We start from the raw sequence: 24,071 nt of genomic DNA, 5'->3' as shown, positions 1-24,071 counted from the left end.
CAAGATAATAGCAACAAACTGTCGATTAACTCGGCCGGGGAAACTGTATGAACGTTACTCGCAATACGCTACCGCTTGTCGTTGCCGCTCTGGCGCTGCCTGCCTACGTGGCTTCAGCACACGCATCGACTTCCTTCATTGCCAATTCCTTCTATGACCAACAGCACCCTTTCTCTCGCTATGGTTACATCGAGTGGGCTGAGACGGTGAAAGAGCTTTCCGATGGTGAACTTCAACCCGAGGTGTATACCGGGACGGTGCTGCTAGCCCCCCGTGCCAGCCTGCAGGGGATCCAGGACAATATTGCCCAAGTCGCTCATCATGCGGCTATTTACACGCCTTCCGAAATGCCGGTAGCCAATGCCGTGCAGGAACTGGGGTTCAACTATTCTGACCCGTTGATCAGTGTTCTGGCCGTTACCGACTTCAGCCTGAACAATCCCACGCAACTTGCCGAGTGGGAAGAATTGGGTATCGTCTACCTGGGCGCCTACAACACCCCGCCCTATGTGTTGATGTGTCGTGAGCCCGTTCGCAACCTTGAGGAACTGAGTGGCAAACGTATCCGCACGGCCGGTTCCACGGTGTCTGCGTGGGTCGAGGAAGCGGGGGGCACGCCGGTCAATGTGCCTTCCAGCGAGATGTACAGCGGTCTCGACCGCGGCTCACTGGATTGTGCGACCAATGCGGTCAACGATCTGGTGGATCGCTCGCTGTGGGAGGTCGCCGAACACACCACTCTTCTGCCTACCGGTATGTATTGGTCCGGCCCTCAGTGGGGCTTCAACGCGGGTTTCTGGGCTGACCTCAGCGATGAGCAGCGTGAAGTTTTCAAGGAAGCAAGCGCCAAGGCCATGACGCGCATGGTGGTTCAATACATCGGCGCGGCTGAAGCCGCCATGGAAGAGGCCGAAGCCAACGGCAACAATATTTACGAGCCGGAAGACGACCTGATGGCGTCGGTGGAAACGTTCCGCGATGAAGCGCTGGAAAACGTCTACGACAAGGCCCGTGATCAATACGGCGTCGAAGACCCTGAAGCGCTGATCGATGACTTCCTGGCCACCTATGACAAGTGGGAAGCCTTGATCAGTGAGGTTGACCGCGAGGACGAAGAGGCGTTAGCGGAATTGGCCATGGAAGAAATCTTCGACAAACTTCCTGCAGACTACGGTATTTATTAATCCTCAAGCCGCAAGGCCGCCTCAATGAGGCGGCCATGGCCGAGATAGGGAAGGGTTCGCCATGACAAAGCGACAGAACCAGGAAGAACGCTCACACCAAACCCAGACCCGGGTCACGCAGGCAACGATCGAATGCATTCTTGCCAAGGGCATTCGTGCGACCTCGACCGTTGATGTTGCGCGTCAGGCCGGGGTTTCTCGCGGCGCGTTGGTTCATCACTACCCGTCTAAAACCTTGTTGATGCAGGCTGCGCTCGAGGATTTGCTCAACCGCGAGGTTGAAAGCGTCCGGGAGATGGCGATAGGCGTCAGCGAAGGCAGGATGAACTTCGACAGCCTGTTGAAGGCCTTGCATGAGCATTTCAAGGGGGACATGTACATGGTGACCCTGGAGTTCCTCACCAATGCGCGCACCGATCCCGACATCATGAGTGCACTGGTGCCGCTTGCCGCAAGGTTCAATGACTCGTTGGAGAAGATCTGGGAGCAGTTGGTTTCCAGCTCGGAACACACGTCACATCAGAACCGGGTCGCTCTCAATGCCACCCTGTGCATGATGCGCGGCATGGGGGCTCAGAGCATATGGCGTGATGACCCTGAGCTCTACAGGGACATGCTGATTTTCTGGAAAGAGACGCTTCTGAAACTGGGTTTTTCTGCCTCAGATTCGACGAGGAGTGAGCCCGCATGATCATCAAGCGCTTCGAGTCTCTGAGCTACTGGTTTGCCAAAAGCGCTCTGGTGCTGGCTACGCTCTTCTTGATACTGATGGCGTTGCATGTCTCGCTGGACGTAGCGCTTCGATACGTGTTCGGGAAGTCGTTTGCGGGGACGCTGGAATTTGTTTCTTTCTACTATATGGTCGCGGTGGTCTTCCTTCCGCTTGCCTATGTCGAGCTCCAGCAGGAGCACATCAGTGTCGACGTGCTCGCCGGCAGGCTTCCTCCTTCCTTGCAGCTAGTGCTTTACCTGTTTGCCAGTTCGCTCGGCCTGATCTATTTCGGCATGCTCTGCTACCAGAGTTATCTCGATGCTTTAGAGGCCACAATAAGACTGGAAACTGCCATGGCGAATTTCCAGTTCTATCTCTGGCCTAGCCGCTGGGCGTTACCGGTTGGCTTTGCCGCCATGTGCCTGGCCATCATCGCCAATATGATCAAGGCGCTGCGTCTACGCCGAGCCCTGTAGGAGTTCCCCCATGAGTAATATCGAAATAGGCGTGGCAGGCATTGCCATCGCCTTGGCCCTGATCGCCCTGCGTGTGCCCATTGGCGTCGCCCTGGGGCTCGTATCGATCATCGGCATCAGCGAGTTGACCAACATGCGGGTGGCCTGGGGCATGATTTCCGCCACACCGTTCGACTTTGCGGGCACCTGGGAGCTGACGGCCGCGCCCATGTTCCTGTTCATGGGCTACTTGTGTACCAGCACCCGAATGACCCAGGGGCTGTTCCATGCCATGCGGCTTTACCTGGCTCGATTGCCGGGTGGTTTGGCCGTCTCCAGTGTGATGGCATCTGCCTTCTTTGCTGCCGCTTCTGGCTCCAGCGTCGCGACGTCCGCGGCCATGTCGCGCATTGCTGTACCGGAGATGCTCAAGCACCACTACGACAAGGGGCTGGCGACAGGTACCGTGGCGGCGTCAGGCACCCTGGGCTCCTTGATTCCTCCCAGCGTGCTGTTGGTGCTCTACGGTGTTTACGCTCAAGTTTCGGTGGGCCAGCTGTTCATGGCCGGGTTTATTCCGGGGGTGGTCTCGGCTCTGCTCTATATCGTCATGATCATGGTGCGGACCAAGCTTAACCCGAGCTTGGCCGGTGATGTTGACGTGCGTTCCACCTGGGACGAGAAATGGGATGCCTTTAAAGATATCTGGCCGTTACCCCTGCTGATTGGCTCCGTGCTGGGCGGGATTTTTCTGGGTGTTTTCTCGCCGACCGAAGCTGGCGCGGTGGGCACTACTATCGCGGCCGTCATCGCCTTTTCGCGACGCACTCTGACCATGGAGGCGATCAAGGAGGCGCTGGTCAGCACGGCGGTGAGCACTGCGAGTATCTTCATTATCCTGATTGGCTCGCTGTTTTTCACTCGCTTTCTCGCCATGAGTGGGGTGCCCGCTGCCTTCTCCGAGCTGATTCTGGGAGTCAGCACCGAGACGTGGTGGATCATTCTCGCGGTGGCGCTGATCTATCTCGTGCTGGGGATGTTCATTGATTCCATCGGCCTGTTGTTGCTTACGCTGCCGCTGATCCTGCCGCTGGTCGAAGGGGCCGATCTCAACTTGATCTGGTTCGGGATCATCGTCGTCAAGCTGCTCGAGGTGGGGCTGGTGACGCCGCCTATCGGGCTGAATGTGTATGTCATCAAGGGCGCGCTGGGTAAAAGCGTCACTCTTTCTGAAGTCTTCAGGGGCGTAAGCTGGTTCATCGTCATGGACGTTATTGCCCTGTTGCTGATCGTGCTGATCCCGGCACTGTCACTTTATCTCCCACAAAAAATGTTTTAACGCTCGCTCTATCAAAAGGAATTCCAATGAAATCGACTCGTTTTATTAACGCCAATGTGATTGATACGCGTAACGGGAAGGTACTCGCCAACCAGCAGGTGCGTGTACAAGAGGGCCGTATCGTTGCGGTTAGTGAATCCCCCTTAGAGGGCGACGATGACCAGGTCGTCGATGTCCGTGGGCACTTCCTGATGCCAGGGCTGGTTGATTCCCATGTTCATGTGACGGCCATCACGCCCAATTTTGCCTTGCTTGAAACGCTTTCGCCGTTTTATGTCGGCGCCAAGTCGAGTGAGCTGCTGGAAGATATGCTGATGCGCGGCTTTACCACCGTGCGCGACGCCGGTGGTGCGGATTACGGCCTGGCGAAGGCGGTCGATGAAGGGGCTTTGGTGGGGCCGCGCATCATGTACGCTGGCAATGCGCTTTCCCAGACCGGCGGTCATGCCGATATGCGCGGGCCGGGGCAGCAAACCTTCGAAGGCTGCTTCTGCTGCTCTGGCCTGGGCCGGGTTTGCGACGGTGTCAGCGAAGTGCGTCGAGCTGCACGAGACGAGATCCGCAAGGGCGCCACCCAGATCAAGATCATGGCGTCCGGCGGTGTGTCTTCGCCCACGGATCGTATCGATAGCACCCAGTTTTCCATCGAGGAAATCGACGCGATCGTCGAGGAAGCAACGGCGGCCAATATCCACACCATGGCCCATGCCTACACGGCACGCGCCATCAACCGGCTGATTCCCCGGGGCGTCAAAACCATTGAGCACGGGAACCTGATGGATGAAGAGAGCTGCCGTTTGTTCATCAAGCACGACGCCTACCTGACGCCAACGCTTGCCACCTATGATGCCTTGGCCAAGGAAGGCGTTGAGGCTGGTATGGCGGAGCACTTGCAGCGCAAGGTGTTTGATGTTCTTGATGCGGGCGGTAAGGCGCTGGAAATGGCACAACGCCATGGCGTCAAGATGCTATTCGGCACGGATTTGCTGGGCCGAATGCAGCGTCATCAGCTCAATGAATTTCATCTGCGCAAGGATGTGGTGCCAACCGACGAGTTGATCCGTACCGCCACCTGCAATGCCGCTGATGCCTTTGATTACGTTGGCGATTTTGGCGAGATTATTCCAGGCGCCCGCGGCGATATCATTGTCCTCAAGGACAATCCGTTGGATGACATCAATGTGCTGACCCAGCCGGATGAACAATTGATGCTTATCATGAAAGACGGTGCCTTCTATAAAAACACGCTGTAATAATACGCTGTAGTGAACGTTGTGATGTGGACTGAAGAGGCCCTGTAAGGCCTCTTTCGTCCCGTGCTGGCGACCATGCGTCTTCCGGTCTTTGTCGATACAGGGCTTTTCCGGGGGCTCGTTTTGGTGGCTTGATCCTTCCTGATCGCCCAATGAATTGGGCTCCTGCGCGACCCACCTGCATGGGGCGGGTATCTCCGCTTCATGGCCCATTCGGTGTTTTTAAGTGTCCCAGCATATTCGGCTGACCTTGAGGGCAGTCGCTACAGGTAATGGGTGATCTATTATAATAGATCAAAATCGTTCTATGATATATTATTGCAGATCAAAGCTTCTTGAGTTTCACCGTATAGTGTGATCTATTTTAATAGATCAGAATTACTATTTGATATAGAAAAGTAGATCAAATGAGCTATGGAACGGAACAACTGGCCGCACAACTCAAGGCGGCACGAGAAGCTAAAGGGTTGAGTCAGCGGGAACTGAGCGCGCTTGCCGGTGTGCCGCAGTCGCACATCTCGAAAATAGAAAATAATGCCGTTGACCTGCGCGTCTCAAGCCTTTCTCACATCGCCCACGCGCTGAACCTGGAGTTGATGCTCGTTCCCCGCAAGGCGATTCCGGCTGTCCAGTCAATCACCCGCAGCGTCGCCAGCGCGCCGGTCATCAACGCGGCAACACAGCGGGAACTCGACCGCATCCGCGAGACGGTGGATGCACTTGCATCGCACACATCCAGAGCGAGCATCGACAACCTCCAGCGCCGCATCCGCGAGATCACCCAAATCCAGAGCCAGATTGACCCTGACATTCTAAAAAAGGTACGGCGCATCCTTGAGTCTATCGAGTCCTCGGGCAGCCATGAGGCCGTCAATCTGGCTGTCGAAAATATCCGCGCTTTGCGCAATCAGCTCGCCCATCGAGCCTCGTCCCAAGAGACGCTGCGTGCCCCAAGACCGGCCTATCGGCTAGAGGAGGATCAAGATGGCTGATGTCTCTGTCCTTGATGTCCTGCTTTATGGGGAGCCTATCGGCACGCTCACCAGTGTTGGCGGAGACCGAACGATTTTTGCCTTCAACCACGCCTATATCGACAACCCTGACAGGCCGACGCTGGGGCTGGCCTTCAAGGACGAATTCGGCGCGCTGCTGACGGACTTCCGAGCCTATCAGAAGCGCGTGATGCCATTTTTCTCGAATCTTCTACCTGAAGGCCATCTGCGTAAATACCTTTCAGAGAATGCGGGCGTAAATCCCGAGCGTGAGTTTCATCTACTTAGGGCATTCGGTCATGACCTGCCCGGTGCGGTCACGATCAAACCCGCTGATGGCGAGGCATGGCCGCCGATTGGCGGTGAGAGTACCGATGCCGATGAGACCGAAGGTGGTCGCCGTGAGCATGCCTTGCGGTTCTCGCTTGCTGGGGTGCAGCTCAAATTCTCGGCGGTTCTGGCACCGACCGGCGGGCTGACAATTCCCGCATCCGGCGTTGGTGGGTCATGGATCGTGAAACTCCCATCATGCGAGTTCGAAGGCGTTCCCGAAAACGAGTTTTCGATGATGACGCTCGCGCGCCTTATCGGAATAGATGTCCCACCGATTGATCTTGTCGATGTCGGCAGCATCAAGAATCTGCCCGAAGGAATCGACAAGATCGGCCAAAGCGCCTTCGTTATTGAACGGTTCGACAGGCTGTCTGACGGCAGCGCCGTTCATATCGAGGATTTCGCACAGGTCTTCGATGTCTATGCCGAGCAAAAGTACAAAACGGCCACCTTGCGCAATATTGCACAGGTACTTGCCGCTGAGACCAGCGACGCCGATATCGCCGAATTCATCCGGCGGCTGGTGTTCTGCGTTCTGATCGGAAACGGCGACATGCACATGAAGAACTGGTCGCTTATTTATCCCGACCGGCGAAACGCAGCGCTCGCTCCGGCTTACGATCTTGTCTCGACCATCCCTTATATCCCCAACGACAATATGGGGCTCAGGATCAGCCGGGCTCGCGCGTTTTCCGAACTGACCAATGACGAGCTTGAGCACTTGGCAGCCAAAGCCGCCATTCCCGAAAAGCTTGTACTGGATACGGCTCACGAGGCGGTCGCACGCTTCCACCAGCACTGGCAGGTCGAGAAACACAATCTCCCGATGACAAAGCAAGTTCGTGAGGCTATCGAGGCTCATATCAAGAGCCTCCCTATAGCGCAATAAGAAGCGACCACGATCAAGCGCGAAGCATTTTTGCCCCTGGCCAAGGGTCAGGTCTGTCCGGATTCCAAGCATGAAAGAGCACACGATGTGTGCCCAGTGGATGCCGTTAACGGTCATTGTTCGTCATTAATTGGTGCTGAGTTGCTCGCGTTTGGCTGGCTAGTATCTATGTATTTTATTGATTTTAAAGTGTTGTTCTTATTTTCTACACTAGCGCTAATAATTTTGAACATGAAACTAAATGTCCTGCGAAGCCGAGAGTTGCAGATTCAAATCCCCTCATCAGGTGTTAACGTCCGACGTTAGCTGTAATACCAGCCCGTCTTGACTGGCTGGTACTTTTCTAGTGGGACGATACCGCTCTGAGAAGGCTCCTTTGAGCAGGCTCAAGGCGAGAGCAAACGATCAGATTAAACCATACTGGTTCGCTTTCATTCGCAGGTAGCTAAGGCCGTCGGTGAGCACTTCCTCGCGGGAGGGAGCGACATCGCGCCAAACGGAGAGGGCACTGGCCACCTGAGGGGGCACGGTGATAAAACTCTCCATGGCCATGCCGCCCTTGAATTCAATGGCGGCAAGAGCGGTGAAGACTTCGTCCCAGGTAATCGTGTCGCGGCCTGGCGTGCCACGGTCGGATGCGGACAGATGAATGTACTTGAGGTGCTCTCGGGCACGAAGAATGCCTTGGGCGATGCCCTTTTCTTCGATATTCATGTGATAGGTATCGAGGTGGACAAAGACATTTTCGGCACCGACCATCTCGCATAGCATGACTGCCTGGTCGGCGGTGTTGAGCAGGTGGTTTTCATAGCGGTTCACCGCTTCCAGCCCGTATAGCATTCCTTTTGACTGGGCGTAGGCGGCGGCTTTTTCGACCACTCGGGCCGTCGCGTCGTACTCTTGCTGAGTGGGGCGGTAGCCGGTGCGCTGACCAATGCCGCCGTAAATGACCCCGCTCATCGCCTTGGCGCCTATCTCGGCGGATTTATCAATGGCCATGGTGAGAAAGTCGAGTGCACCTTCTGGGTTGTTGGTAGGCAGCTTGTCCAGGGGGAGCCCAAGCGAGCAGACACAATCTACCTCAGCTTTTTCCAGCAGGTTGCGTGTATGGGCGGTATCGACCCCCATGGGATCCAGCATCGTTATCTCAAGAAAGTCGATGTCGTGCTTGACCGCTTCGGAAATGGCCAGCTCGGCGGCTGGCCGATCCCACTCCATTGCCCACATGGCGGTATGTACGCCAAAGCCACTAACACTCATGGGTCACTCCTTCTATTGTTGTGTGAATGTGCGATTCTTGTGTGGATACGATGGTTATGTGTAAGTGCGTTTGTGATGTAAGTGCGTTTGTTATGTGAGTACGTGCTCGTTGCACACTTACGTCACCGTGGCGGAATCCTCAGGCACTTGCCTTGCGCCTTGAGGAGAACCTGGCCCAGAGGTAGCGCACCACCATGACGGCGAGGAGAATCCCGCCCCATAGCGCCGTTGCCAGGTGTTGGTTGGTGCCGAGCAGGTTAAGACCGGAGCTGATGACCTGCAAAATGATGAGTGCCATGACAACCGGCGCTACGCGGCCAAAACCACCGAAGGGGTCAACCCGACCTAAAAAGCAGGCCAGCACGGTGATCAAAAGGTAGGCTTCGCCATGGCCAACGCGCACCGAGTTGAAGCGGCTGGCCATGATGATGCCCGCGATACCGCACATGATGCCGGACAGTACGTACACCATGGTGAGGGTGCGTCTTGTGCTGATGCCTGAGTAGCGTGTAGCGGCTGTGTTGGAACCCAGCATGTAGATCGAGAATCCTAACCGGGTGCGGTTGAGGATCAGCGCCCAAATAGCGGCACTGAGGCCGAAAATCAGCAGCGGAATGGGAATGCCGAACAGTGTGCCTTGGCCAAGATAAGCAAGTTCTTCGGGGAAACCTGAAATACTGCCGCCACGGGTAAGAAACTCGCCTAATCCGCGCAGGAATATCATCATGGCCAGGGAGGCGAGAATAGGGTGCGCGCCAGTGTAGGCAACAATGGCCCCCAGCGCCCAGCCGATCAGTGCACCGCTGAGTATGGCGGCCAACATGCCGAGTAGAATGCCTGTCATGCCCGCGTCTGTACCACCCAACCAGCCAATTACCCAAGCCATCGTTAGCGCTGAGATATTGGCGGAGAAAGTAATTGCGAGGTTGAGCCCGCCTGAGAGCAAGGGGATCAACATGGCCAGTGCCAGCAGGCCTAGTTCAGGTAGCTGGAAGGCGATGGAGGAAAAGGTGGCGCCGGTAAAAAAGCGGTCGGATAACGAGCTGAACAGGATCAGCAGCGCCAACAGAACAATGCTTATGCCTATCAGTTCCCCTGCTGGGCCAGATGAGGGACTACCTCTGGAGGCGTTGCGAGAGAAAAGCTGCGTTACAAATGAGTGCATTACACTACCTCCCCATGACGGGTTGTGGCACGCGTGCGTTTAAGGCGCGTGCGCAGGGCATCGAGGGTATCCCCTGACATGCAGATAGCGATCAAAATAGTGGCCCCCACGATCATTCGGAAAGCGTAAGAGGAAATGCCAAGCAGGTTGAGGCCGTTTTGAGTAATGGCTACCAGGGCCAAGCCGAGCACTGCCCCCAGCAGCGTGCCTCGCCCGCCTCCCAGGCGTGCTCCGCCCAGCACGACAGCGGCAAGCACTTCAAGCTCTCGCCCGTACATGGCATTGGGCACGACCTCTTGGGCGTAATGCATCTGCATGAGCCCTGCGATGCCGGCGCAAGCACCCAGCCAGCCGTAGGCCAGGTAGTGCATCTTGCCAATGCCTATCCCCAGTCGCCGTGCGGCTTCGGGGTTGTCGCCCATGGCGAATATCTGGCGTCCAATATTAAGGCGCCTAAGCAGCAGCCAAGTGGCAAATAGCACCACTGCCATGACGAAAACGGGCAGGGTGAGTTCGGCCCAGCCGTTGCTGGTTTCCAGCTCGAAGAATACGACACGATCAACCACCCAGTCCGGTAGCAGATAAATCGAGGCACCGTCGGTTAGAAACATCAGCAAACCGAAGAAGAGGTTAAAGGTGGCGATGGTCACGACAATCGAGATGATTTTGAAGTGATAGATAAAGGCGGCATTGATGGCACCTAGCAGAGTGCCAAAGCCAATGGCTAAGCCAAAACCAATAGCCCAGTTGCCGCCGCCGATGCTGATTAAGGTGGTGGCGGTTAGGTATTGGACGACCGAGGCGGCCACGGCGAAGGAGATGTCGATACCACCGGCGACCAGCACCACCAAAAGGCCCGCAGCGAAGATCACGTTGACGGCCGAGTAATTAAGGAGGTCCAGAATATTGACCAGCGTCAGAAAGGTATCGGTGGTGAGTGATAGTGCGATGCAAATCACCACGATCACGGCGATCAGCCATAGCTCGGTACCACCCACGCGAGGAATGAATTTATGCATGGACAGCCTCCTCAATGTGCGTGAGTTCGGTCGTCGCGGGTGTGAATTCCTCTATCAAACGGCCATCACGCATGTGCAATACGCGGTCCGAGTTGAAATAAACTTCGGGTATTTCGTCTGAAATCAGCAGAATCGCCACTCCCTGCTCGGCAAGGGCGGTCACGATTTCGAAAATACCGGCACGGGCACCGACGTCCACACCGACGGTGGGACTGTCGAGAATTAATAGTTTTGGCTCGGTGGCTAGCCACTTGGCAAGTACGATGCGCTGCTGGTTACCGCCAGACAGGCTTGAAATGGGGTCGCGGGTATCGCCAATCTTCACCTTCAGGCGGTGAATCCAGTCATCCACCAGACGCTGTTTTTTCTTCGGTGAGAGCAAACCGAGCGGGTTTAGCAGGCGACCAAGCACGGTAATAGCAGTGTTATCGCCGATGGGTTGCTGTTGGATCAGGCCAAGCGATAGCCGGTCTTCGGATACATAGGCAATCCCGGCCTTGATGGCATCCCGGTTTGAGGCCATGTGCAGCGGCTTGCCTTCGAACACAATCTGGCCTTCGTCGGGGCGTCGCATTCCGAATAGCGATAGTGCGAGTTCTGTGCGCCCCGCACCAAGCAGGCCAGTTAGCCCGACGATTTCTCCAGGGCGAATATCGAGATCTACATTGTGATATTCACCACTGCGGGAGAGGTTTTTAACCTCCAGTAGCGGGGCGCCCTGTTGGGCTGGAACAGGGCGCGTCTGGTAATCGAAGCTTTGGCCCGTCATCAGCTCGGTCAAGCGTGACTGTGTCATGTCTTTGGTGGAGTAGGTGCCGACGTAGCGACCGTCGCGCAGCACTGTGACCCGAGTACAGATATCCAGAACTTCCGCCAGTCGATGGCTGACAAACACCACTGCAATGTTCTGTTCCGACAGCTTCCGTACGATCGTGATGAGGGCTTCGGTTTCATGCCGCGACAGTGAGGCGGTAGGCTCGTCCATGAAGACCAGGCGTGCGTCAGCAATGAGGGCCCTGGCGATGGCGACGAGCTGGCGGTTGGCAATGGACAGGGAGGCGACCCTGACGTCCAGGTCGATAGATACACCTAACCTTTGGAGTAGATCGGCGGCCTTTTGACGCATGGTCGCGTAGTTTACCAAGCCCACGCGAGTGCCGAGGTTCTGTTCAAAGGCTATGTTTTCGGCCACGCTCATTTCGGGAAATAGGGCAAGGTCTTGCCAGATGACCTGAATGCCCATTTCTCTTGCCTGGGAGGGACCTAACCCGAGCATGTCCTTGCCATCCCATTGCATGATGGCGCCGGGTTCTGGTTGGTGTACGCCGCTGATGGTTTTGATCAGCGTGGATTTGCCGCAACCGTTCTCTCCGGCAAGGCATAGTACCTCGCCTGGTATGACGTTAAAGGAGATATCGTCAAGCGCCTGCACACCGCCAAAACGCTTGGATACGTGCTCAAGGCGCAGCAACTCAGGGGGCTGCTCATCAGCCCCAGCTAGTTTATGGTTCATGGTGACCTCTGGCGTGCTCCTGGGGGACAGCTAGGCGCTGTTAGAGGCCGAGGGCGGCCAGTTCATCGACGGTTTCGCTATTGATCTCGATCAGCTGGTCGACAATGATGTTGCGGCTCTCTACGTCCGGATCAATCACGCCGAGTCCTTCGACTTCCATGCCGCTTTCCAGCGTCTCGCCATTGGCAAGCAGGGTGCCAAGAGTGACAAATACTTCGCCAGCCTGTTTAGGATTCCACATGAAGCCACCGCTTAACACGCCGTCATGAAGCAGGCGGCGTCCCTGGCCTGGTGAGAACGGGCCAAGCACAACAACCTCGCCACTGAGGCGGCGTTCCGCTACGGCGCGTGCCGCACCAATCGGCCCTTGGCTGCCAAAGGCAAGTATGCCACCGAGGTCGTCGTTGGCCCGCATCAGGTCAAGCGCTGTACGCCGGGAGGCGTCCACATCCTCGGCCACGCCATAGCGGTCGCCAATGACGCTCATGTCCGGGTAATTATCTTCGATATAGGCGATTGCGGCGTCTGCCCAGGCGTTGTGCAGAGGAACGGAAAGTCCGCCAACAAATACCGCATATTGACCGCTGCCATCCATCAGTTCGGCCAGGCGCTCGCCGTAGGCCTCACCAAACCCCTGGGCTGAGGCAAGCTCGAAGTTCCAGTCCACATTTTGCTGGTCAGGCGATTCATGAGTAAGCACGATGATGCCTTGATCACGTGCTCGGGCAAGCACTGGCTCAAGTACCTGAGCATCATTGGGCACTACGCCGATTACATCCACGCCTTGGGCGATCATGTCTTCGATGGCACGTACCTGAAGGGCTGGATCTGCACTGGTAGGTCCGACCATGAAGCCTTCAACCCCGAGTTCCTCGGCTTTTTCTTCAATGCCACTTTCCATGGCGTTGAACCAGGGGATGCCGCCGATCTTGGCCACAACACCTATGGTGGGGCTTTCATCGGCGATGGCAGCGCCAGAAGCGAGGGCCATGATGGCTGAGGTGGCGGCGAGCTTGAACGCGCGGCGTGAAAGTTTGCTGAGGTTCATGTTTGTTCTCCCGTTATCTTTGTTGATCTTGTTTACGGATCTTGTTTGTTGATCTTATAGATCGAACGGATATGTACGTTGCTGGCTGGGAGCCTGTTATCAGAGCTAATGCTGCCTCTGTCAGTTAAAAGCTAAAACCTTTTAGCTTGTTTCGTCAAGCCGCTTGGCGCATATTTGCGACCTGAAGCTAAAACCTTTTAGCTTGTCTCTTCAAAAAGAGCATGGCATGGTGATTCAGCGCTTATATCACGGAGATCAATATGACCAGAGCAAAGCCGGGAGGGCGAACCACGATCAGGGATATTGCCAGTGCGGCGGGCACTTCTACCTCGGCGGTCAGCTTTGTGCTCAACGGTAGTTGGCAGCAGCATCGGATCAAGGAGGCGACAGCAAAGCATATACTTGCGTTGGCCAAGCAACTGGATTATCAACCGAATCAGCGTGCCCGGGGACTACGCATGCAGCGCTCGTCGCTGGCCGGTATGATCGTACCTCACCACCGCAATCGCTTTTTTGCTGGCCTGATCGAGAACTTTGAGAGTGAGGCGCGGCGACGTTCCCTAGTGCCGATCGTGGTGAGTACTCAGCGTGATCAGGATATTGAGGAACAAGTGACCGCCACTCTGGTGGGCCAACAGGTAGAGCTATTGGTCATTGCAGGCGTGCGCCATCCGGAGCCCTTGAATCAGCTATGCCGTGCTCGGGGGGTGCGTTGTGTCAATGTCGACTTGCCGGGGGCTGATACGTTTTCTGTGGTGACGGACAACGTGGGGGGTGCCCGTAATCTGACCCGTATGTTGTTGAAGGATATTCCTCAGAGCGAGCGCGTGATTTTTCTCGGAGGGCGGGAGGACGAGTACGCAACGGACCAGCGGGTGGAGGGGTTTATGGCGGTATGCCGCGAGCATTCACGTACCGTCGAGCCAGGCGATATTTTGCGCTGTGGGTACAGCCCTCTGGCATCCAAGGCCGCACTGGAGGCGCTTTTTACCGATGGCGGCAAGCCTCCTGCGGCGTTGTTGGTTAACTCGATCACTGCTTTTGAGGGGTTTGCCATGTTCTGGCACGCCTATCCCGAACGGGTTCGTCATGCCCGCCTGGCTTGCTTTGACTGGGACCCTTTTGCTGCCTGTTTACCGCTCGATACCATCATGCTGAGGCAGGATATGGAAACAATGATTCAAACCTGTTTCGAGTGGTTTGATGGCAGCGCCGAGCGGGCTGGTGAAGTAGTGGTTATTCCGCCACGTTTAGTGATTGGTAATCCCTCCGAGTCTCAGTTTTTGCAGGAGCAGCAGCCGGATGCTGAATACTATCAACCTTGATGAACTAATTGTACGTCTCACCCCTTGGTTACAGGGGCCTGAGCGTCGGCTTGTCGCATTGGCAGGGCCGCCAGGGGCAGGCAAGAGTTATATCGCCAAACGATTGTTTGATGCGCTTTCGTCAATTTCTCCTGGCCACGTGGCGATTCTGCCCATGGATGGGTTCCACTACGATGATGAGTTGTTGTCGGAACGCGGTGACTTGGGTCGCAAGGGCGCTCCTCATACCTTCGATGTTGATGGCCTGCATGTGATGCTACAGCGTATTACGGCTGATGATGGCACCGCCGTAGCCGTGCCGGTATTTGATCGAACCAGGGAAATTTCGCGAGCCGCCGCCCGTATGATCGGCCCTGAGGTGCGCCTTGTTATCGTTGAGGGAAACTACCTATTGCTGGATGACCCGCAGTGGGTGACGTTGTCTGACCAGATGGATTTGCGTGTTTTTATTCAGGTGCCTGAACATACACTTGAGCAGCGCTTGGGTCAGCGCTGGACTCATCTACCCGATGCGCAACGTCGGGCCAAGTTGGAAGGCAATGACTTGCCAAATATGCGTTTAGTCGTCCAGCAGAGTAGCATTCCTGATTTCTATCTTTACAATGTTTGACAGCCTGAGCTTGCCTGACAATGATGGCCACTTCATGAAGGTAATACGTTAAGGTACGGTCAACCGCTGCAAGACCGACTGAGGTGGCTCCCGCCAATTGAAAGCTTGAAGGCGCTACTAAGCACTGATCCTGTTGTATTCCCGGCTCCAACTGCCAGGGCATTGGATCGTTGGTCGTGCACTGTATCCTTGATATACGAGTCGTACATGACGAAACGCAGCCAAGTCACTATCACCGATATCGCCAAACATGTGGGCATGACCAACATGACGGTGTCGCGTGCATTGAAAAAGCCTGAGAAGGTCAGGCCAGAGACACGTGAGAAAATACTGGCTGCGGCAAACGAGCTGGGCTATGTGCCGAACGCCTTCGCCAGCCATCTTCGAAGTCGCAAGAACCGGCTCATCGGGCTGGTGACAGCCAGCGTGGATAATCCCTTTTACAGTGAGGTGATCAAGGCAATTTCACGTGCGGCCAAGGAGCATGACTACACCATCATGCTGATCGACACTGATGGCTCGCCAGAGCTTGAGGACGTGGCGATCGATACCCTGCTCAGTTATCAGGTGGCGGGTATCATTTTGTCGCCCGTCTCTGACGATGCCAGTTATCGGCCCAATTATCTGGAACGGCTGCGTAATGCCAACTTGCCGGTGGTGATGCTGGACCGAACGCTGGATGTGAAAGACTTCAGCCGTGTGGTGCTGGACAACCATCTGGCCGGACGATTGCTTGGCGAGTTGCTGGTAAAGAAGAACATCGAGCGCGTGCTGACATTAACAGGACCCAGTGGCTCGCAAATCACGCGGCATCGGCTGGCTGGGCTCAAAGAGGCTTACGAGGAGGCGGGCGTTACTTTGTCGTTGGAGCAACGCCCAGGCGACTACACCTTACAGCCCGCCTATCGCGACATGGCCGCCCACCTTCGCCGAGATAAGCTCCCCGATGCCGTATTCGGTTTCAACCAGTTGATCACGCTGGGGGCGATGCGGGCGCTGCACGATGCCCATGTATCACGGGATGATGTGCTTGTCGTCGGCATAGATCGACTTCCCTATGCCGATATTTTCGATGTATCGATTCCCTGTGCGGTGCATGACACCTACCAATTGGGGCATGAAGCCTTTCGCTTGCTCTTCGAGCAAATAAAAGACCCCACGACCGAAGGCCGTGATGTCACGATCGCAGCCACGCTGATTCAGTAAGGCGAACGGGAACGTAACATCACAGGGCAGCCAAGCGTTCGGCAATCTGCTCTTCAAGGCGCGACTGGTCATCGGCGAAACGGCGGATACCCTCGGCCAGCTTGTCATTGGCCATCGCGTCCTGATTGTGTCCCCACCGAAAAGCAGGCTCGTTGAGCGGTGTTGGTCGTGGGCCGCCATTGCGTGTCATCAGCACATTGGCCTTCACGTCGCCCGGTGTCGTCGCCAGTTCTTCGAGCAACACCGGCGAGATGGTCAAGCGTGGGCAGCCGGCGAGTGCCAGCACCTGGTCGGCGGTGCGGAAGCTTGCCCCCATCACCACGGTATCGTATCCGCCTTGACTAACCCGCTCGCAGACGCCACGCACAAACTGTACGCCGGGGTCGTTTTCGGGGGTGAACGTTTGCCCGGTTTCCTTCTTGTACCAGTCGGTGACGCGGCCGACGAAGGGAGACACCAGGAACACACCCGCATCAAAACACGCCTGGGTCTGAGCATCGCTGAACAGCAGAGTCAGGTTGCAGTTGATGCCTTCTTTCTCCAACACTTCTGCGGCACGGATGCCCTCCCAGGTGGAGGCTAGCTTGATCAATATTCGGTCTTTGGCCACGCCTCGCTTCTCGTAGAGCGCCACCAGCTCGTGGGCCTTGCGGATACTGGCCTCGGTGTCGAAGGACAGCTTCGCGGCCACTTCGGTGGATACGCGACCCGGGATGAGCTTGGCAATCTCGCTGCCCATGGCCACGGCGAGGCGATCCACGGCATGTTCTGCCTGCTGATCGCGGGGTTCGGCTTTGACGGCAGCGAGTTCCTGATCAATTAACGCTTGGTAACCCGGTAGCTCAAAGGCCTTGAGCAGCAATGACGGGTTGGTCGTGGCGTCGTGAGGTTGGTAGCGCTGAATGGCCTCCAGGTCACCGGTGTCGGCGACCACCATGGAGTGCTGACGAAGCGCATCGAGCTGATAGGTCATGGAGTTTCCCCTTGGCATTAGTGAGACGTGAAACCGCCGTCTATCGGCAGGCTGGCACCGCTGATCATTGACGCCGCCGAGCTCAGCAGGAAGGCAACCGGCAGCGCCACTTCACGCGGGGTGGCAAAGCGCCCCAGGGGAATGGCAGCCAGCATCGGGTCGCGCTTGGCGGGGTCTGACCAGGCGCGTTCGGCCATCGGGGTCAGTGTCACCGTCGGGTTGACGCTGTTGACGCGTATGCCCTTGGGGCCAAGTTCGAGGCACAGTACGCGCGTCATGGCATCCATGGCCGCCTTGGACGCGCAGTAGCCGAGATGCCCCGGCAGGGCCGCCATGGCCGCCTGACTGGAGACATTGACGATGCTGCCCTGGCGACCATTCGCAATCATGTGACGTGCTGCCTCCCGGGCGACCACGGCACAGGCGGTGACGTTGGTGGCCATGATTTGCTCGAGGTCTTTCGCCTTGACGTCGAGAACGTCATCGAGGATCGAGACGCCCGCACAGTTGACCAGGCCATCAAGGGCAGGCATTTCAGAGAAGGCCGCGGTGACGGCCGCTTCATCGGTAATATCGACGGCCAGAGTGTGAGCCCCCAGCGCTTGTTTGAGTTCAGCGAGCTTCTCTCGGTTGCGTCCAAACAGCACCAATTCAGCGCCGAGTTCGGCGAGGGCCTGGGCAATGTCGAGGCCGATGCCGCTGGTAGCGCCCGTGACAAGAATGCGTTGATTCTGCAGTTCGAAATTCATGGAATACGTTCACTCGCTCTGTGTGTGGCGGGTATTGAGCTGATGCATGATCGGCTTGAGCGTCGGATAGAGCTGGCAGTAAAGCGTGAAGAGGTCATCGTATCGACAAGCCGCCATCTCGCATGGCGTGGCGCGCTCGACCAGGGTGCCATGCTGTAGCGGCTTGGCGAGGTCGAGCAAACCGCAAGCCTGACCGGCCAGCAGGCCAGCCCCCAGCGCGGCCTCAACGCTCTCCCGGTAGGTGTAGACGGGCATGCGGGTCACGTCGGCGATGATTTGCATCCATAGATCCGACTGAGTGGCACCGCCGACCACGACCAGTTGGTCGTCGAGGGTTACTCCCTGTTGGGAGCCTGCTTCGATGTTGTGCCGTAGAGCGAAGGTCACGCCTTCCAGCACGGCTCGGTAGAGATGATGGCGCTGGTGATAAAGGCTGAGCCCGATGAAACCGGCGCTGGCATGGGCATCCCATACGGGACTGCGCTCGCCCATCAAGTAGGGCAGGAAGAGCAGGCCGTTGGCCCCCGGGGGAAGTTCGCGTGCAAGCGGTTCGAGACGTTCAAAGGCATTCCCGCTCTCACCGGCGGCGGCCTTGTCCTCACCACAGAAGGTATCGACGTACCAACTAACGGAAGCCCCCGCGGTCAAGGCGCCGCCGAAAGTGTAAATGTCCTGATCGCCGTTCAGCACGTGCGGCATGCTGATGAGCCCCTGCCGGGCATCGACACGCCGATTGATCACCCCCCAGCACATGCTGGTACCTATCATGGCGACGTGGTTACCTGGACGGGTCGCCCCTGCCGCGAGCGTGGCCATCGCCGCATCGACGCCACCGGCGACCACGGGGATACCGGCTTGCAGGCCCAGCGATTCGGCCAGCGAGGGCACCAGGCCGCCGACTGTCGCTCCCGAGTCCACCAACCGGTCCGGCAGTTTGTCTCGATCCAGACCCAGCGTATCGAGCATTTCCGGCGACCATGCGCGTTTTTCCAGGTCGTAGATACCGCCGATATTACCGGCCGAACTGTGATCGATAGCGATTTCACCACTCAGGCGGTAATTGATGTAGCTGTTGGGCGGCAGCAGATAACGGGTCTGCTCCCAGACCTCGGGGCGCTCCGCCTTGAGCCACATCATCTTGGTGAACCCGTAGTAGCTGTCCACGCCGTTGCCGGTGATATCCCCCAACCGGCTGAGGTCGACGTGCGCCTTCACCCACTGCACCTGAGCCTCAGCCCGACGGTCCATCCATATCAGGCAGGGATAGACGGGCCGGATATCCGCGTCGACCGGGATACCCGAACCGCCGTAGAGGCTGCTGACGCATAGACCTTTGACATGCTGGGGGTCGACCCTCGGGTCAGCCAGGCAGTCGCGAAGGCAGTCGAGCACCGCCTCCCACCACACATCCGCCCACTGTTCAGCCCAGAGTGGATGCGGCGTGTCGACGCGATAACCCCGGCTATGTTCGGCCAGTATCTGGCCCTTGCCATCGAGCACTAGTGCCTTGGTGCTCTGGGTGCCGATATCGATACCGATCACAGTTTCCATGCAGCTCTCCTTTTCTCGACTCTCGACGCGGGGCTGAATCTCGCCAAAGCGTATGTCGGGATTCAAAGCGTGCGCTTGCGGCTGATATAGATCGCCAGCAGGATGATCAAGCCCTTGATGACGGTCTGGAGGTAGGGCGACACGCCCATCAGATTGAGGCCGTTATTGAGCACGCCTAGCAGCATGGCGCCGACTAAGGTGCCCAGGATCATGCCGCGCCCCCCGGTGATGGCGGCGCCCCCCAGTACCACGGCGGCGATGGCATCGAGTTCGAAGCCGACCCCGGCATTGGGCTGCCCGCTCATGAGCCGTGAGGTCAGGATCAATCCGGCGATAGCGGCCGTCGTACCGCTAAGTGTGTAGACCAGCAGTTTGTAGCGGGAGACGCGAATACCGGACAGTCGGGTCGCCTCTTCGTTGCCACCGATGGCATACAGGTAGCGACCGGTCGATGTATGGCTGAGCAGTACATAACCGACGGCATAAACGGCAAGCATGATCAGGATCGGCGTCTCGATACCGGCCAGGCTGCCGCGCCCGAAAAAGGCAAACCCCTCCGGCAGGCCGGAGATTGGATAGCCGCCGGTGTAGATCAACCCTAGGCCACGGGCGATGCCCATGGTCGCCAGGGTGACGATAATCGGGGGCATCCCCGCAAAGGCGACGAAGACACCATTGAAGGCCCCGAAAGCGGCACCTACCAAGAGCCCGAGCACGATCGCCAGCGTGGGCGGCAACCCGGCCACCATCATGCCGGCCATGAGCGTTCCCGATAGCGCCATGACCGGGCCGACCGACAGGTCGATGCCGCCGGTGAGGATGGCCAGGCTCATGCCGACGGCGATGATCGCGATGATCGACGACTGGCGCACCAGGTTGGCCAGATTGCTGCCTGACAGGAAGTTGTCATTGATCAATCCCATGGCGATGAAGACGACGATGAAACCGATCAACGGGTAGAAGACTGGCGTTCGGCGCCAGCGAGCCAGTCGCATCTTGAGTGACTGACGGGCGGAGCCGGGAGTAGATGCAAGCTGGTTCATGCGCTGAGTCCCCCAGTAGCATGGTGCATGATAGATTGTGAGCTGAGATGTTCGCCTTCGAGTTCGGCGGCTATCCGGCCTTGATAGAAGACCGCGACGCGGTCACACAAGCCGAGCACTTCGGGTAGTTCTGAGGAGATCATGATGATCGACACGCCCTGTGCGGTGAGCTCCTTCATCAAGGCATAGATTTCCGACTTGGCGCCAACATCGATGCCGCGGGTAGGTTCGTCGAAGATCAACACCTTGCACTGGTGACCCAGCCAGCGGGCGATGACCACTTTTTGCTGATTGCCACCACTAAGGTTGCTGACCGGTGTTTCAGGACCGGGGGCTTTTACCCGCACCGAGTTCATCAGGTCGGCGGCAATATTTGACTCCTGACGGCGTTTTATCAACGGCAAGGCGCCCTGGAATTGCGCCAGGTTGTTCAGGGAGATGTTGTCGCGGCACGAAAATGGCAGGATCAGGCCTTGGGTCTTGCGGCTTTCTGGTAGTAACCCGATTCCCTGCTCAAGGGCGGTTGCCGGGTGGCGGAGCTTGATCGGCTTGCCTTCCATGCTGACCTTGGCATGAACGGGACGTGTCGCACCGATAAGTCCCATGGCCAGCTCGGTGCGACCGGAGCCTACCAACCCGGCGAAGCCAAGGATCTCGCCACGATGAAGTTTCAATGAGTACTCGGGACCCTCGGGGTCGAGGCGCAGCGACTCAATGTTCAGTACCACGTCAGCGCGGTCGGCATCGCACCGGTATTCGGGGAACAGGTTCTCGACACGTCGTCCGACCATCTTTTCGATCAGGTCATCGGGGGTGGTCGAGGCGGTGTCACCGTCATAGACCTTCTCGCCATCACGCATCACGGTGACGTGATCGCAGATGGTGAAGATTTCTTCCATATGGTGAGAGATAAACACCATGCCGACCTCTTGCTTGCGCAATTCGCGCATGATGCTGAACAGGTGATCGGCTTCACTGGGCGTCAAGGTGGCGGTTGGCTCGTCAAGTACCAGGATGCGTGCATCCAGCGATAGTGCTTTGGCAATTTCGATAAACTGCTGGTCGGCGACGCTCAGCTCCACGATAGGGCAGTCCAGGGGGATACTCACCTTGAGGCGCTCGAACAGGCGCTGAGCTTCGGCGACCATGCCACGTCGGTCACGTAGCCCTAATCGGTTGCGTTTTTCACGTCCCAGGAAAATATTGTCGACGGCGTCTAGATCGGGGATCAGACTGAACTCCTGGAAGATAATGCCGATACCGGCGTCCAGCGCATCCTGATACCCGTGAAATTCGCAGCGCTTGCCATCAATGATGATGTCTCCTTCATCTTGACGGTAGATGCCGCAGAGAATCTTCATCAGCGTCGACTTGCCAGCCCCGTTCTCGCCAAGCAGGGCATGCACCTCGCCAGCGTGGAGATCGAGTGACACATCTTGCAGGGCCTTCACCCCGGGGAACGACTTCGAGATGTGCCTCAGGGAAAGTAATGGAGTCATGGAAATACCCTCATGTGCCGCCTGGCGGCGGCACACGTTGTCAGCGTCAGTGGTATAGGGGTTACCAGCTGAAATCGGCGGCTTTATCTCGGTCAATCAGCTCGACGTCGATGGGGATTTCTGCGGGTGCGGTTTCAGCGCCCCAATGCTTGGCCAGCGCCAGGCCTAGGCCCACACGCACCATGTCGGCAGGGTATTGTGCCGAGGTGGCGATGAACTGCGAGTCTTCTTTCTGAATTTCGGCAACGGCTTCGGGGTGACCGTCGACGCTCACCAGTTTGATATCGTTGCCGCTGGAGTTGATGGCGATCAGGGCACCCAGGGAGCCGATGTCGTTGACGCTGAACAGGCCGTCGAGCTCGGGATTGGCCTGAATCATGTTCTCGGTCACGGACATGGCGTGGGTGCGCTCCTGGCGACCATTCTGCTTGTCGACGACCTCAATGCCATCGTATTCCGCAAGCGCATCGTTGCAGCCTTCGATGCGTTCGAGGATGGGCACGACCGGAATGCCGTCCAGTAGCGCCACCTGACCTTCTCCGTCGAGTTCCTGGGCCAGGTAGTCGCAGGCTTTATAACCGGCGTCGTAGTTCTTGGAACCCACGAAGCCGTCCACGGGACCCTCGGCCTGAGCGTCAATGGCAACGGTGGTGACGCCTGCTTCCTCAGCGGCCAGCACCGCCGTTTCGACACCGACCGAGTCGGCGGGGTTGAGCAGCAGGATATCGATGTCTTGCTGGATCATATCCTCGACATCGCTGACCTGCTTGGAGACATCGTGGCGGGCATCGGTGGTGATCACTTCGGCACCAATGCTCTCGGCGGCGCTCTCGAGTGCCGCTTGCATGGTCACGAAGTATTCGTTGTTAAGCTCTTGAAAAGACATGCCGATCTTAAGGTTATGCTCATCGGCCGTGGCGGTTCCCGCTGTCAAAACGGTGGCGCATGCGGCGACGAGAACCGTCTTGCGAAAGGGGGCTGCGATATCATTAATTTTCATGGTTGGCTCCAGATTTGTTGTTGTGGCATTGCTGTTGTGGCATTTCAAGATGCGAGAGAGCTGACATTTATTGAAATGTTAACGTCAACATTGAAAAGCTAGAAGAGTCCTGATGACAAAGCAATAGAACTCAGACCAATGTCTACTAGCGCCTGATGACTCTCTCCGAGGTTTGCTTTACATATCGAAATTGCTGGGCAGGACCACCATGTCACGAATGGTGACATTGCGAGGGCGAGTCAGGATGTACATGACAGCATCAGATACATCCGTTGGCTCAATAATGCTGCCTGACTCTTTCGCCTTGCGCAGGTTTTCTTCTGGCCAGTCAGCCAGCAAGGCACTGTTGACAGGACCCGGTGACACCGAAGCCACCCGGATGCCATGTTTCAGGACTTGGCGACGCACGGTCTGAACGAAATTGTTCATGGCCCATTTGGAGGAGGCGTAGACCGGCTCCCAATGGACGGGGAAGTGCCCGGCGACCGAGCTTGTCACCATGATGTCGCCCGTTCCGCGTTCAATCATGTGTGGCAAGACGTTCTGGACGTTCTTCATCACGACGCTGACATTGAGGCTCACCATGCGGTCAATGGCATCTGGGTCAGCGTCAAGCAAGTCACCTCCGATATAGCTACCCGCATTGGCGTGGAAGATATCGAGTTGGCCGGCTTTCTCCAGGATTTGTGACAGCAGCGTTGCGCAGTCCTTGGGATCGAGCAAGTCCATGACCAGCGGAATCGCCGCATCGCCCAATTCCTCACAGATTGCCTTCAGAGCGGCCTGGTCGCGGTCAACCAGTACGACGCGAGCGCCTGATGAAATCATCGCCTTTACCGTCGCAAGCCCTATTCCCGACGCCGCGCCGGTGACGGCGGCTACTTTTCCTTCCAATTCATTAGCCATCAAACTCTCTCCTTTAATTGTCTTTTGTCGTTAAAGCAACTTGACGT

General features: G+C 57.1%; 22 protein-coding genes. 10 read left to right on the top strand and 12 right to left on the bottom strand.

Going from position 1 to position 24,071, the window contains the following annotated elements:
* The first annotated feature begins 47 nt into the window (after positions 1–47).
* From ADS46_RS02675 to ADS46_RS02645, 7 genes are all read left to right on the top strand, one after another.
* Positions 48–1,184 (top strand): C4-dicarboxylate TRAP transporter substrate-binding protein, encoded by a 1,137-nt coding sequence (locus tag ADS46_RS02675; RefSeq protein ID WP_066315961.1) that lies wholly within the window; start codon positions 48–50, stop codon positions 1,182–1,184.
* A gap of 61 nt (positions 1,185–1,245) precedes the next feature.
* Positions 1,246–1,875, top strand: a complete 630-nt coding sequence (locus ADS46_RS02670; RefSeq protein WP_066315959.1) for a TetR/AcrR family transcriptional regulator — start codon at positions 1,246–1,248, stop codon at positions 1,873–1,875.
* Positions 1,872–2,372, top strand: a complete 501-nt coding sequence (locus ADS46_RS02665) for a TRAP transporter small permease (RefSeq protein WP_066315956.1) — start codon at positions 1,872–1,874, stop codon at positions 2,370–2,372. The genes ADS46_RS02670 and ADS46_RS02665 overlap by 4 nt, the downstream gene beginning before the upstream one ends.
* 10 nt (positions 2,373–2,382) lie before the next feature.
* Positions 2,383–3,690 carry a TRAP transporter large permease gene (locus ADS46_RS02660; RefSeq protein WP_066315954.1) on the top strand — a complete coding sequence of 436 codons (1,308 nt, stop codon included), beginning with the start codon at positions 2,383–2,385 and terminating at the stop codon, positions 3,688–3,690.
* Between the two features lie 26 nt (positions 3,691–3,716).
* Positions 3,717–4,943 (top strand): metal-dependent hydrolase family protein, encoded by a 1,227-nt coding sequence (locus ADS46_RS02655; protein ID WP_066315952.1) that lies wholly within the window; start codon positions 3,717–3,719, stop codon positions 4,941–4,943.
* 407 nt (positions 4,944–5,350) lie between these two features.
* On the top strand, positions 5,351–5,935 hold the full coding sequence (locus ADS46_RS02650; protein ID WP_066315951.1) for a helix-turn-helix domain-containing protein: 585 nt from the start codon (positions 5,351–5,353) through the stop codon (positions 5,933–5,935).
* Positions 5,928–7,157, top strand: coding sequence for a type II toxin-antitoxin system HipA family toxin (locus ADS46_RS02645; RefSeq protein WP_066315950.1), 1,230 nt, complete (start codon positions 5,928–5,930; stop codon positions 7,155–7,157). The genes ADS46_RS02650 and ADS46_RS02645 overlap by 8 nt, the downstream gene beginning before the upstream one ends.
* Positions 7,158–7,562: 405 nt before the next feature.
* Here the strand turns inward: ADS46_RS02645 and ADS46_RS02640 are convergent, their stop codons facing one another.
* From ADS46_RS02640 to ADS46_RS02620, 5 genes are all read right to left on the bottom strand, one after another.
* A complete protein-coding gene (locus ADS46_RS02640) occupies positions 7,563–8,417 on the bottom strand; it encodes a sugar phosphate isomerase/epimerase family protein (RefSeq protein WP_066315948.1) in 855 nt (284 codons plus the stop codon).
* 139 nt (positions 8,418–8,556) lie between these two features.
* Positions 8,557–9,582 (bottom strand): ABC transporter permease, encoded by a 1,026-nt coding sequence (locus ADS46_RS02635; protein WP_066315947.1) that lies wholly within the window; start codon positions 9,580–9,582, stop codon positions 8,557–8,559.
* Positions 9,582–10,601, bottom strand: a complete 1,020-nt coding sequence (locus ADS46_RS02630) for an ABC transporter permease (RefSeq protein WP_066315943.1) — start codon at positions 10,599–10,601, stop codon at positions 9,582–9,584. The genes ADS46_RS02635 and ADS46_RS02630 overlap by 1 nt, the downstream gene beginning before the upstream one ends.
* Positions 10,594–12,114 carry a sugar ABC transporter ATP-binding protein gene (locus ADS46_RS02625; RefSeq protein ID WP_066315941.1) on the bottom strand — a complete coding sequence of 507 codons (1,521 nt, stop codon included), beginning with the start codon at positions 12,112–12,114 and terminating at the stop codon, positions 10,594–10,596. Before ADS46_RS02625 ends, ADS46_RS02630 begins: the two co-directional genes overlap by 8 nt.
* A 40-nt stretch (positions 12,115–12,154) precedes the next feature.
* The gene (locus ADS46_RS02620; RefSeq protein ID WP_066315940.1) at positions 12,155–13,162 is read right to left on the bottom strand and encodes a substrate-binding domain-containing protein; all 1,008 of its coding nucleotides are present in this window, start codon (positions 13,160–13,162) and stop codon (positions 12,155–12,157) included.
* A 260-nt stretch (positions 13,163–13,422) separates the two neighbouring features.
* Here ADS46_RS02620 and ADS46_RS02615 point away from each other — a divergent pair, with 260 nt between their 5' ends.
* The 3 genes from ADS46_RS02615 to ADS46_RS02605 all read left to right on the top strand — a co-directional run bounded on the left by ADS46_RS02615 (position 13,423) and on the right by ADS46_RS02605 (position 16,303).
* Positions 13,423–14,487, top strand: a complete 1,065-nt coding sequence (locus tag ADS46_RS02615; protein WP_066315938.1) for a substrate-binding domain-containing protein — start codon at positions 13,423–13,425, stop codon at positions 14,485–14,487.
* Complete coding sequence (locus tag ADS46_RS02610) at positions 14,465–15,097, top strand: hypothetical protein (protein WP_066315936.1); 633 nt, start codon at positions 14,465–14,467, stop codon at positions 15,095–15,097. Before ADS46_RS02615 ends, ADS46_RS02610 begins: the two co-directional genes overlap by 23 nt.
* Before the next feature lie 207 nt (positions 15,098–15,304).
* Entirely contained in the window at positions 15,305–16,303 is a 999-nt protein-coding gene (locus ADS46_RS02605) for a LacI family DNA-binding transcriptional regulator (RefSeq protein WP_066315934.1), read from the top strand.
* 19 nt (positions 16,304–16,322) lie between these two features.
* Here ADS46_RS02605 and tal read toward each other — a convergent pair whose 3' ends face one another.
* The 7 genes from tal to ADS46_RS02570 form a co-directional block, all read right to left on the bottom strand.
* The gene (gene tal / locus ADS46_RS02600) at positions 16,323–17,276 is read right to left on the bottom strand and encodes a transaldolase (protein WP_066315933.1); all 954 of its coding nucleotides are present in this window, start codon (positions 17,274–17,276) and stop codon (positions 16,323–16,325) included.
* A 17-nt stretch (positions 17,277–17,293) separates the two neighbouring features.
* Positions 17,294–18,025, bottom strand: a complete 732-nt coding sequence (locus ADS46_RS02595; protein ID WP_066315932.1) for an SDR family oxidoreductase — start codon at positions 18,023–18,025, stop codon at positions 17,294–17,296.
* A 9-nt stretch (positions 18,026–18,034) separates the two neighbouring features.
* Complete coding sequence (locus ADS46_RS02590) at positions 18,035–19,576, bottom strand: FGGY-family carbohydrate kinase (RefSeq protein WP_066315931.1); 1,542 nt, start codon at positions 19,574–19,576, stop codon at positions 18,035–18,037.
* A gap of 62 nt (positions 19,577–19,638) precedes the next feature.
* Positions 19,639–20,619 (bottom strand): ABC transporter permease, encoded by a 981-nt coding sequence (locus tag ADS46_RS02585; protein ID WP_066315929.1) that lies wholly within the window; start codon positions 20,617–20,619, stop codon positions 19,639–19,641.
* The gene (locus ADS46_RS02580; protein WP_066315926.1) at positions 20,616–22,118 is read right to left on the bottom strand and encodes a sugar ABC transporter ATP-binding protein; all 1,503 of its coding nucleotides are present in this window, start codon (positions 22,116–22,118) and stop codon (positions 20,616–20,618) included. The genes ADS46_RS02585 and ADS46_RS02580 overlap by 4 nt, the downstream gene beginning before the upstream one ends.
* Before the next feature lie 61 nt (positions 22,119–22,179).
* Positions 22,180–23,118: an ABC transporter substrate-binding protein gene (locus ADS46_RS02575; RefSeq protein WP_066315924.1), complete on the bottom strand. Its 939-nt coding sequence runs from the start codon at positions 23,116–23,118 to the stop codon at positions 22,180–22,182.
* 177 nt (positions 23,119–23,295) lie between these two features.
* A complete protein-coding gene (locus ADS46_RS02570; RefSeq protein WP_066315921.1) occupies positions 23,296–24,024 on the bottom strand; it encodes an SDR family oxidoreductase in 729 nt (242 codons plus the stop codon).
* Positions 24,025–24,071: the final 47 nt, after the last annotated feature.

The organism is Halomonas sp. G11 (assembly GCF_001663515.1).
GTDB lineage: Bacteria > Pseudomonadota > Gammaproteobacteria > Pseudomonadales > Halomonadaceae > Vreelandella.
The sequence above is the reverse complement of the archived record's forward strand: the minus strand, read 5'-3'. Positions and strand labels throughout refer to the sequence as shown.

Bases quoted from the DNA above. Each gene is read 5' to 3' on its own strand.
- ADS46_RS02675 (WP_066315961.1), top strand. From the start codon at position 48: ATGAACGTTACTCGCAATACGCTACCGCTTGTCGTTGCCGCTCTGGCG.
- ADS46_RS02670 (WP_066315959.1), top strand. From the start codon at position 1,246: ATGACAAAGCGACAGAACCAGGAAGAACGCTCACACCAAACCCAGACC.
- ADS46_RS02665 (WP_066315956.1), top strand. From the start codon at position 1,872: ATGATCATCAAGCGCTTCGAGTCTCTGAGCTACTGGTTTGCCAAAAGC.
- ADS46_RS02660 (WP_066315954.1), top strand. From the start codon at position 2,383: ATGAGTAATATCGAAATAGGCGTGGCAGGCATTGCCATCGCCTTGGCC.
- ADS46_RS02655 (WP_066315952.1), top strand. From the start codon at position 3,717: ATGAAATCGACTCGTTTTATTAACGCCAATGTGATTGATACGCGTAAC.
- ADS46_RS02650 (WP_066315951.1), top strand. From the start codon at position 5,351: ATGAGCTATGGAACGGAACAACTGGCCGCACAACTCAAGGCGGCACGA.
- ADS46_RS02645 (WP_066315950.1), top strand. From the start codon at position 5,928: ATGGCTGATGTCTCTGTCCTTGATGTCCTGCTTTATGGGGAGCCTATC.
- ADS46_RS02640 (WP_066315948.1), bottom strand. From the start codon at position 8,417: ATGAGTGTTAGTGGCTTTGGCGTACATACCGCCATGTGGGCAATGGAG.
- ADS46_RS02635 (WP_066315947.1), bottom strand. From the start codon at position 9,582: ATGCACTCATTTGTAACGCAGCTTTTCTCTCGCAACGCCTCCAGAGGT.
- ADS46_RS02630 (WP_066315943.1), bottom strand. From the start codon at position 10,601: ATGCATAAATTCATTCCTCGCGTGGGTGGTACCGAGCTATGGCTGATC.
- ADS46_RS02625 (WP_066315941.1), bottom strand. From the start codon at position 12,114: ATGAACCATAAACTAGCTGGGGCTGATGAGCAGCCCCCTGAGTTGCTG.
- ADS46_RS02620 (WP_066315940.1), bottom strand. From the start codon at position 13,162: ATGAACCTCAGCAAACTTTCACGCCGCGCGTTCAAGCTCGCCGCCACC.
- ADS46_RS02615 (WP_066315938.1), top strand. From the start codon at position 13,423: ATGACCAGAGCAAAGCCGGGAGGGCGAACCACGATCAGGGATATTGCC.
- ADS46_RS02610 (WP_066315936.1), top strand. From the start codon at position 14,465: ATGCTGAATACTATCAACCTTGATGAACTAATTGTACGTCTCACCCCT.
- ADS46_RS02605 (WP_066315934.1), top strand. From the start codon at position 15,305: ATGACGAAACGCAGCCAAGTCACTATCACCGATATCGCCAAACATGTG.
- tal (WP_066315933.1), bottom strand. From the start codon at position 17,276: ATGACCTATCAGCTCGATGCGCTTCGTCAGCACTCCATGGTGGTCGCC.
- ADS46_RS02595 (WP_066315932.1), bottom strand. From the start codon at position 18,025: ATGAATTTCGAACTGCAGAATCAACGCATTCTTGTCACGGGCGCTACC.
- ADS46_RS02590 (WP_066315931.1), bottom strand. From the start codon at position 19,576: ATGGAAACTGTGATCGGTATCGATATCGGCACCCAGAGCACCAAGGCA.
- ADS46_RS02585 (WP_066315929.1), bottom strand. From the start codon at position 20,619: ATGAACCAGCTTGCATCTACTCCCGGCTCCGCCCGTCAGTCACTCAAG.
- ADS46_RS02580 (WP_066315926.1), bottom strand. From the start codon at position 22,118: ATGACTCCATTACTTTCCCTGAGGCACATCTCGAAGTCGTTCCCCGGG.
- ADS46_RS02575 (WP_066315924.1), bottom strand. From the start codon at position 23,118: ATGAAAATTAATGATATCGCAGCCCCCTTTCGCAAGACGGTTCTCGTC.
- ADS46_RS02570 (WP_066315921.1), bottom strand. From the start codon at position 24,024: ATGGCTAATGAATTGGAAGGAAAAGTAGCCGCCGTCACCGGCGCGGCG.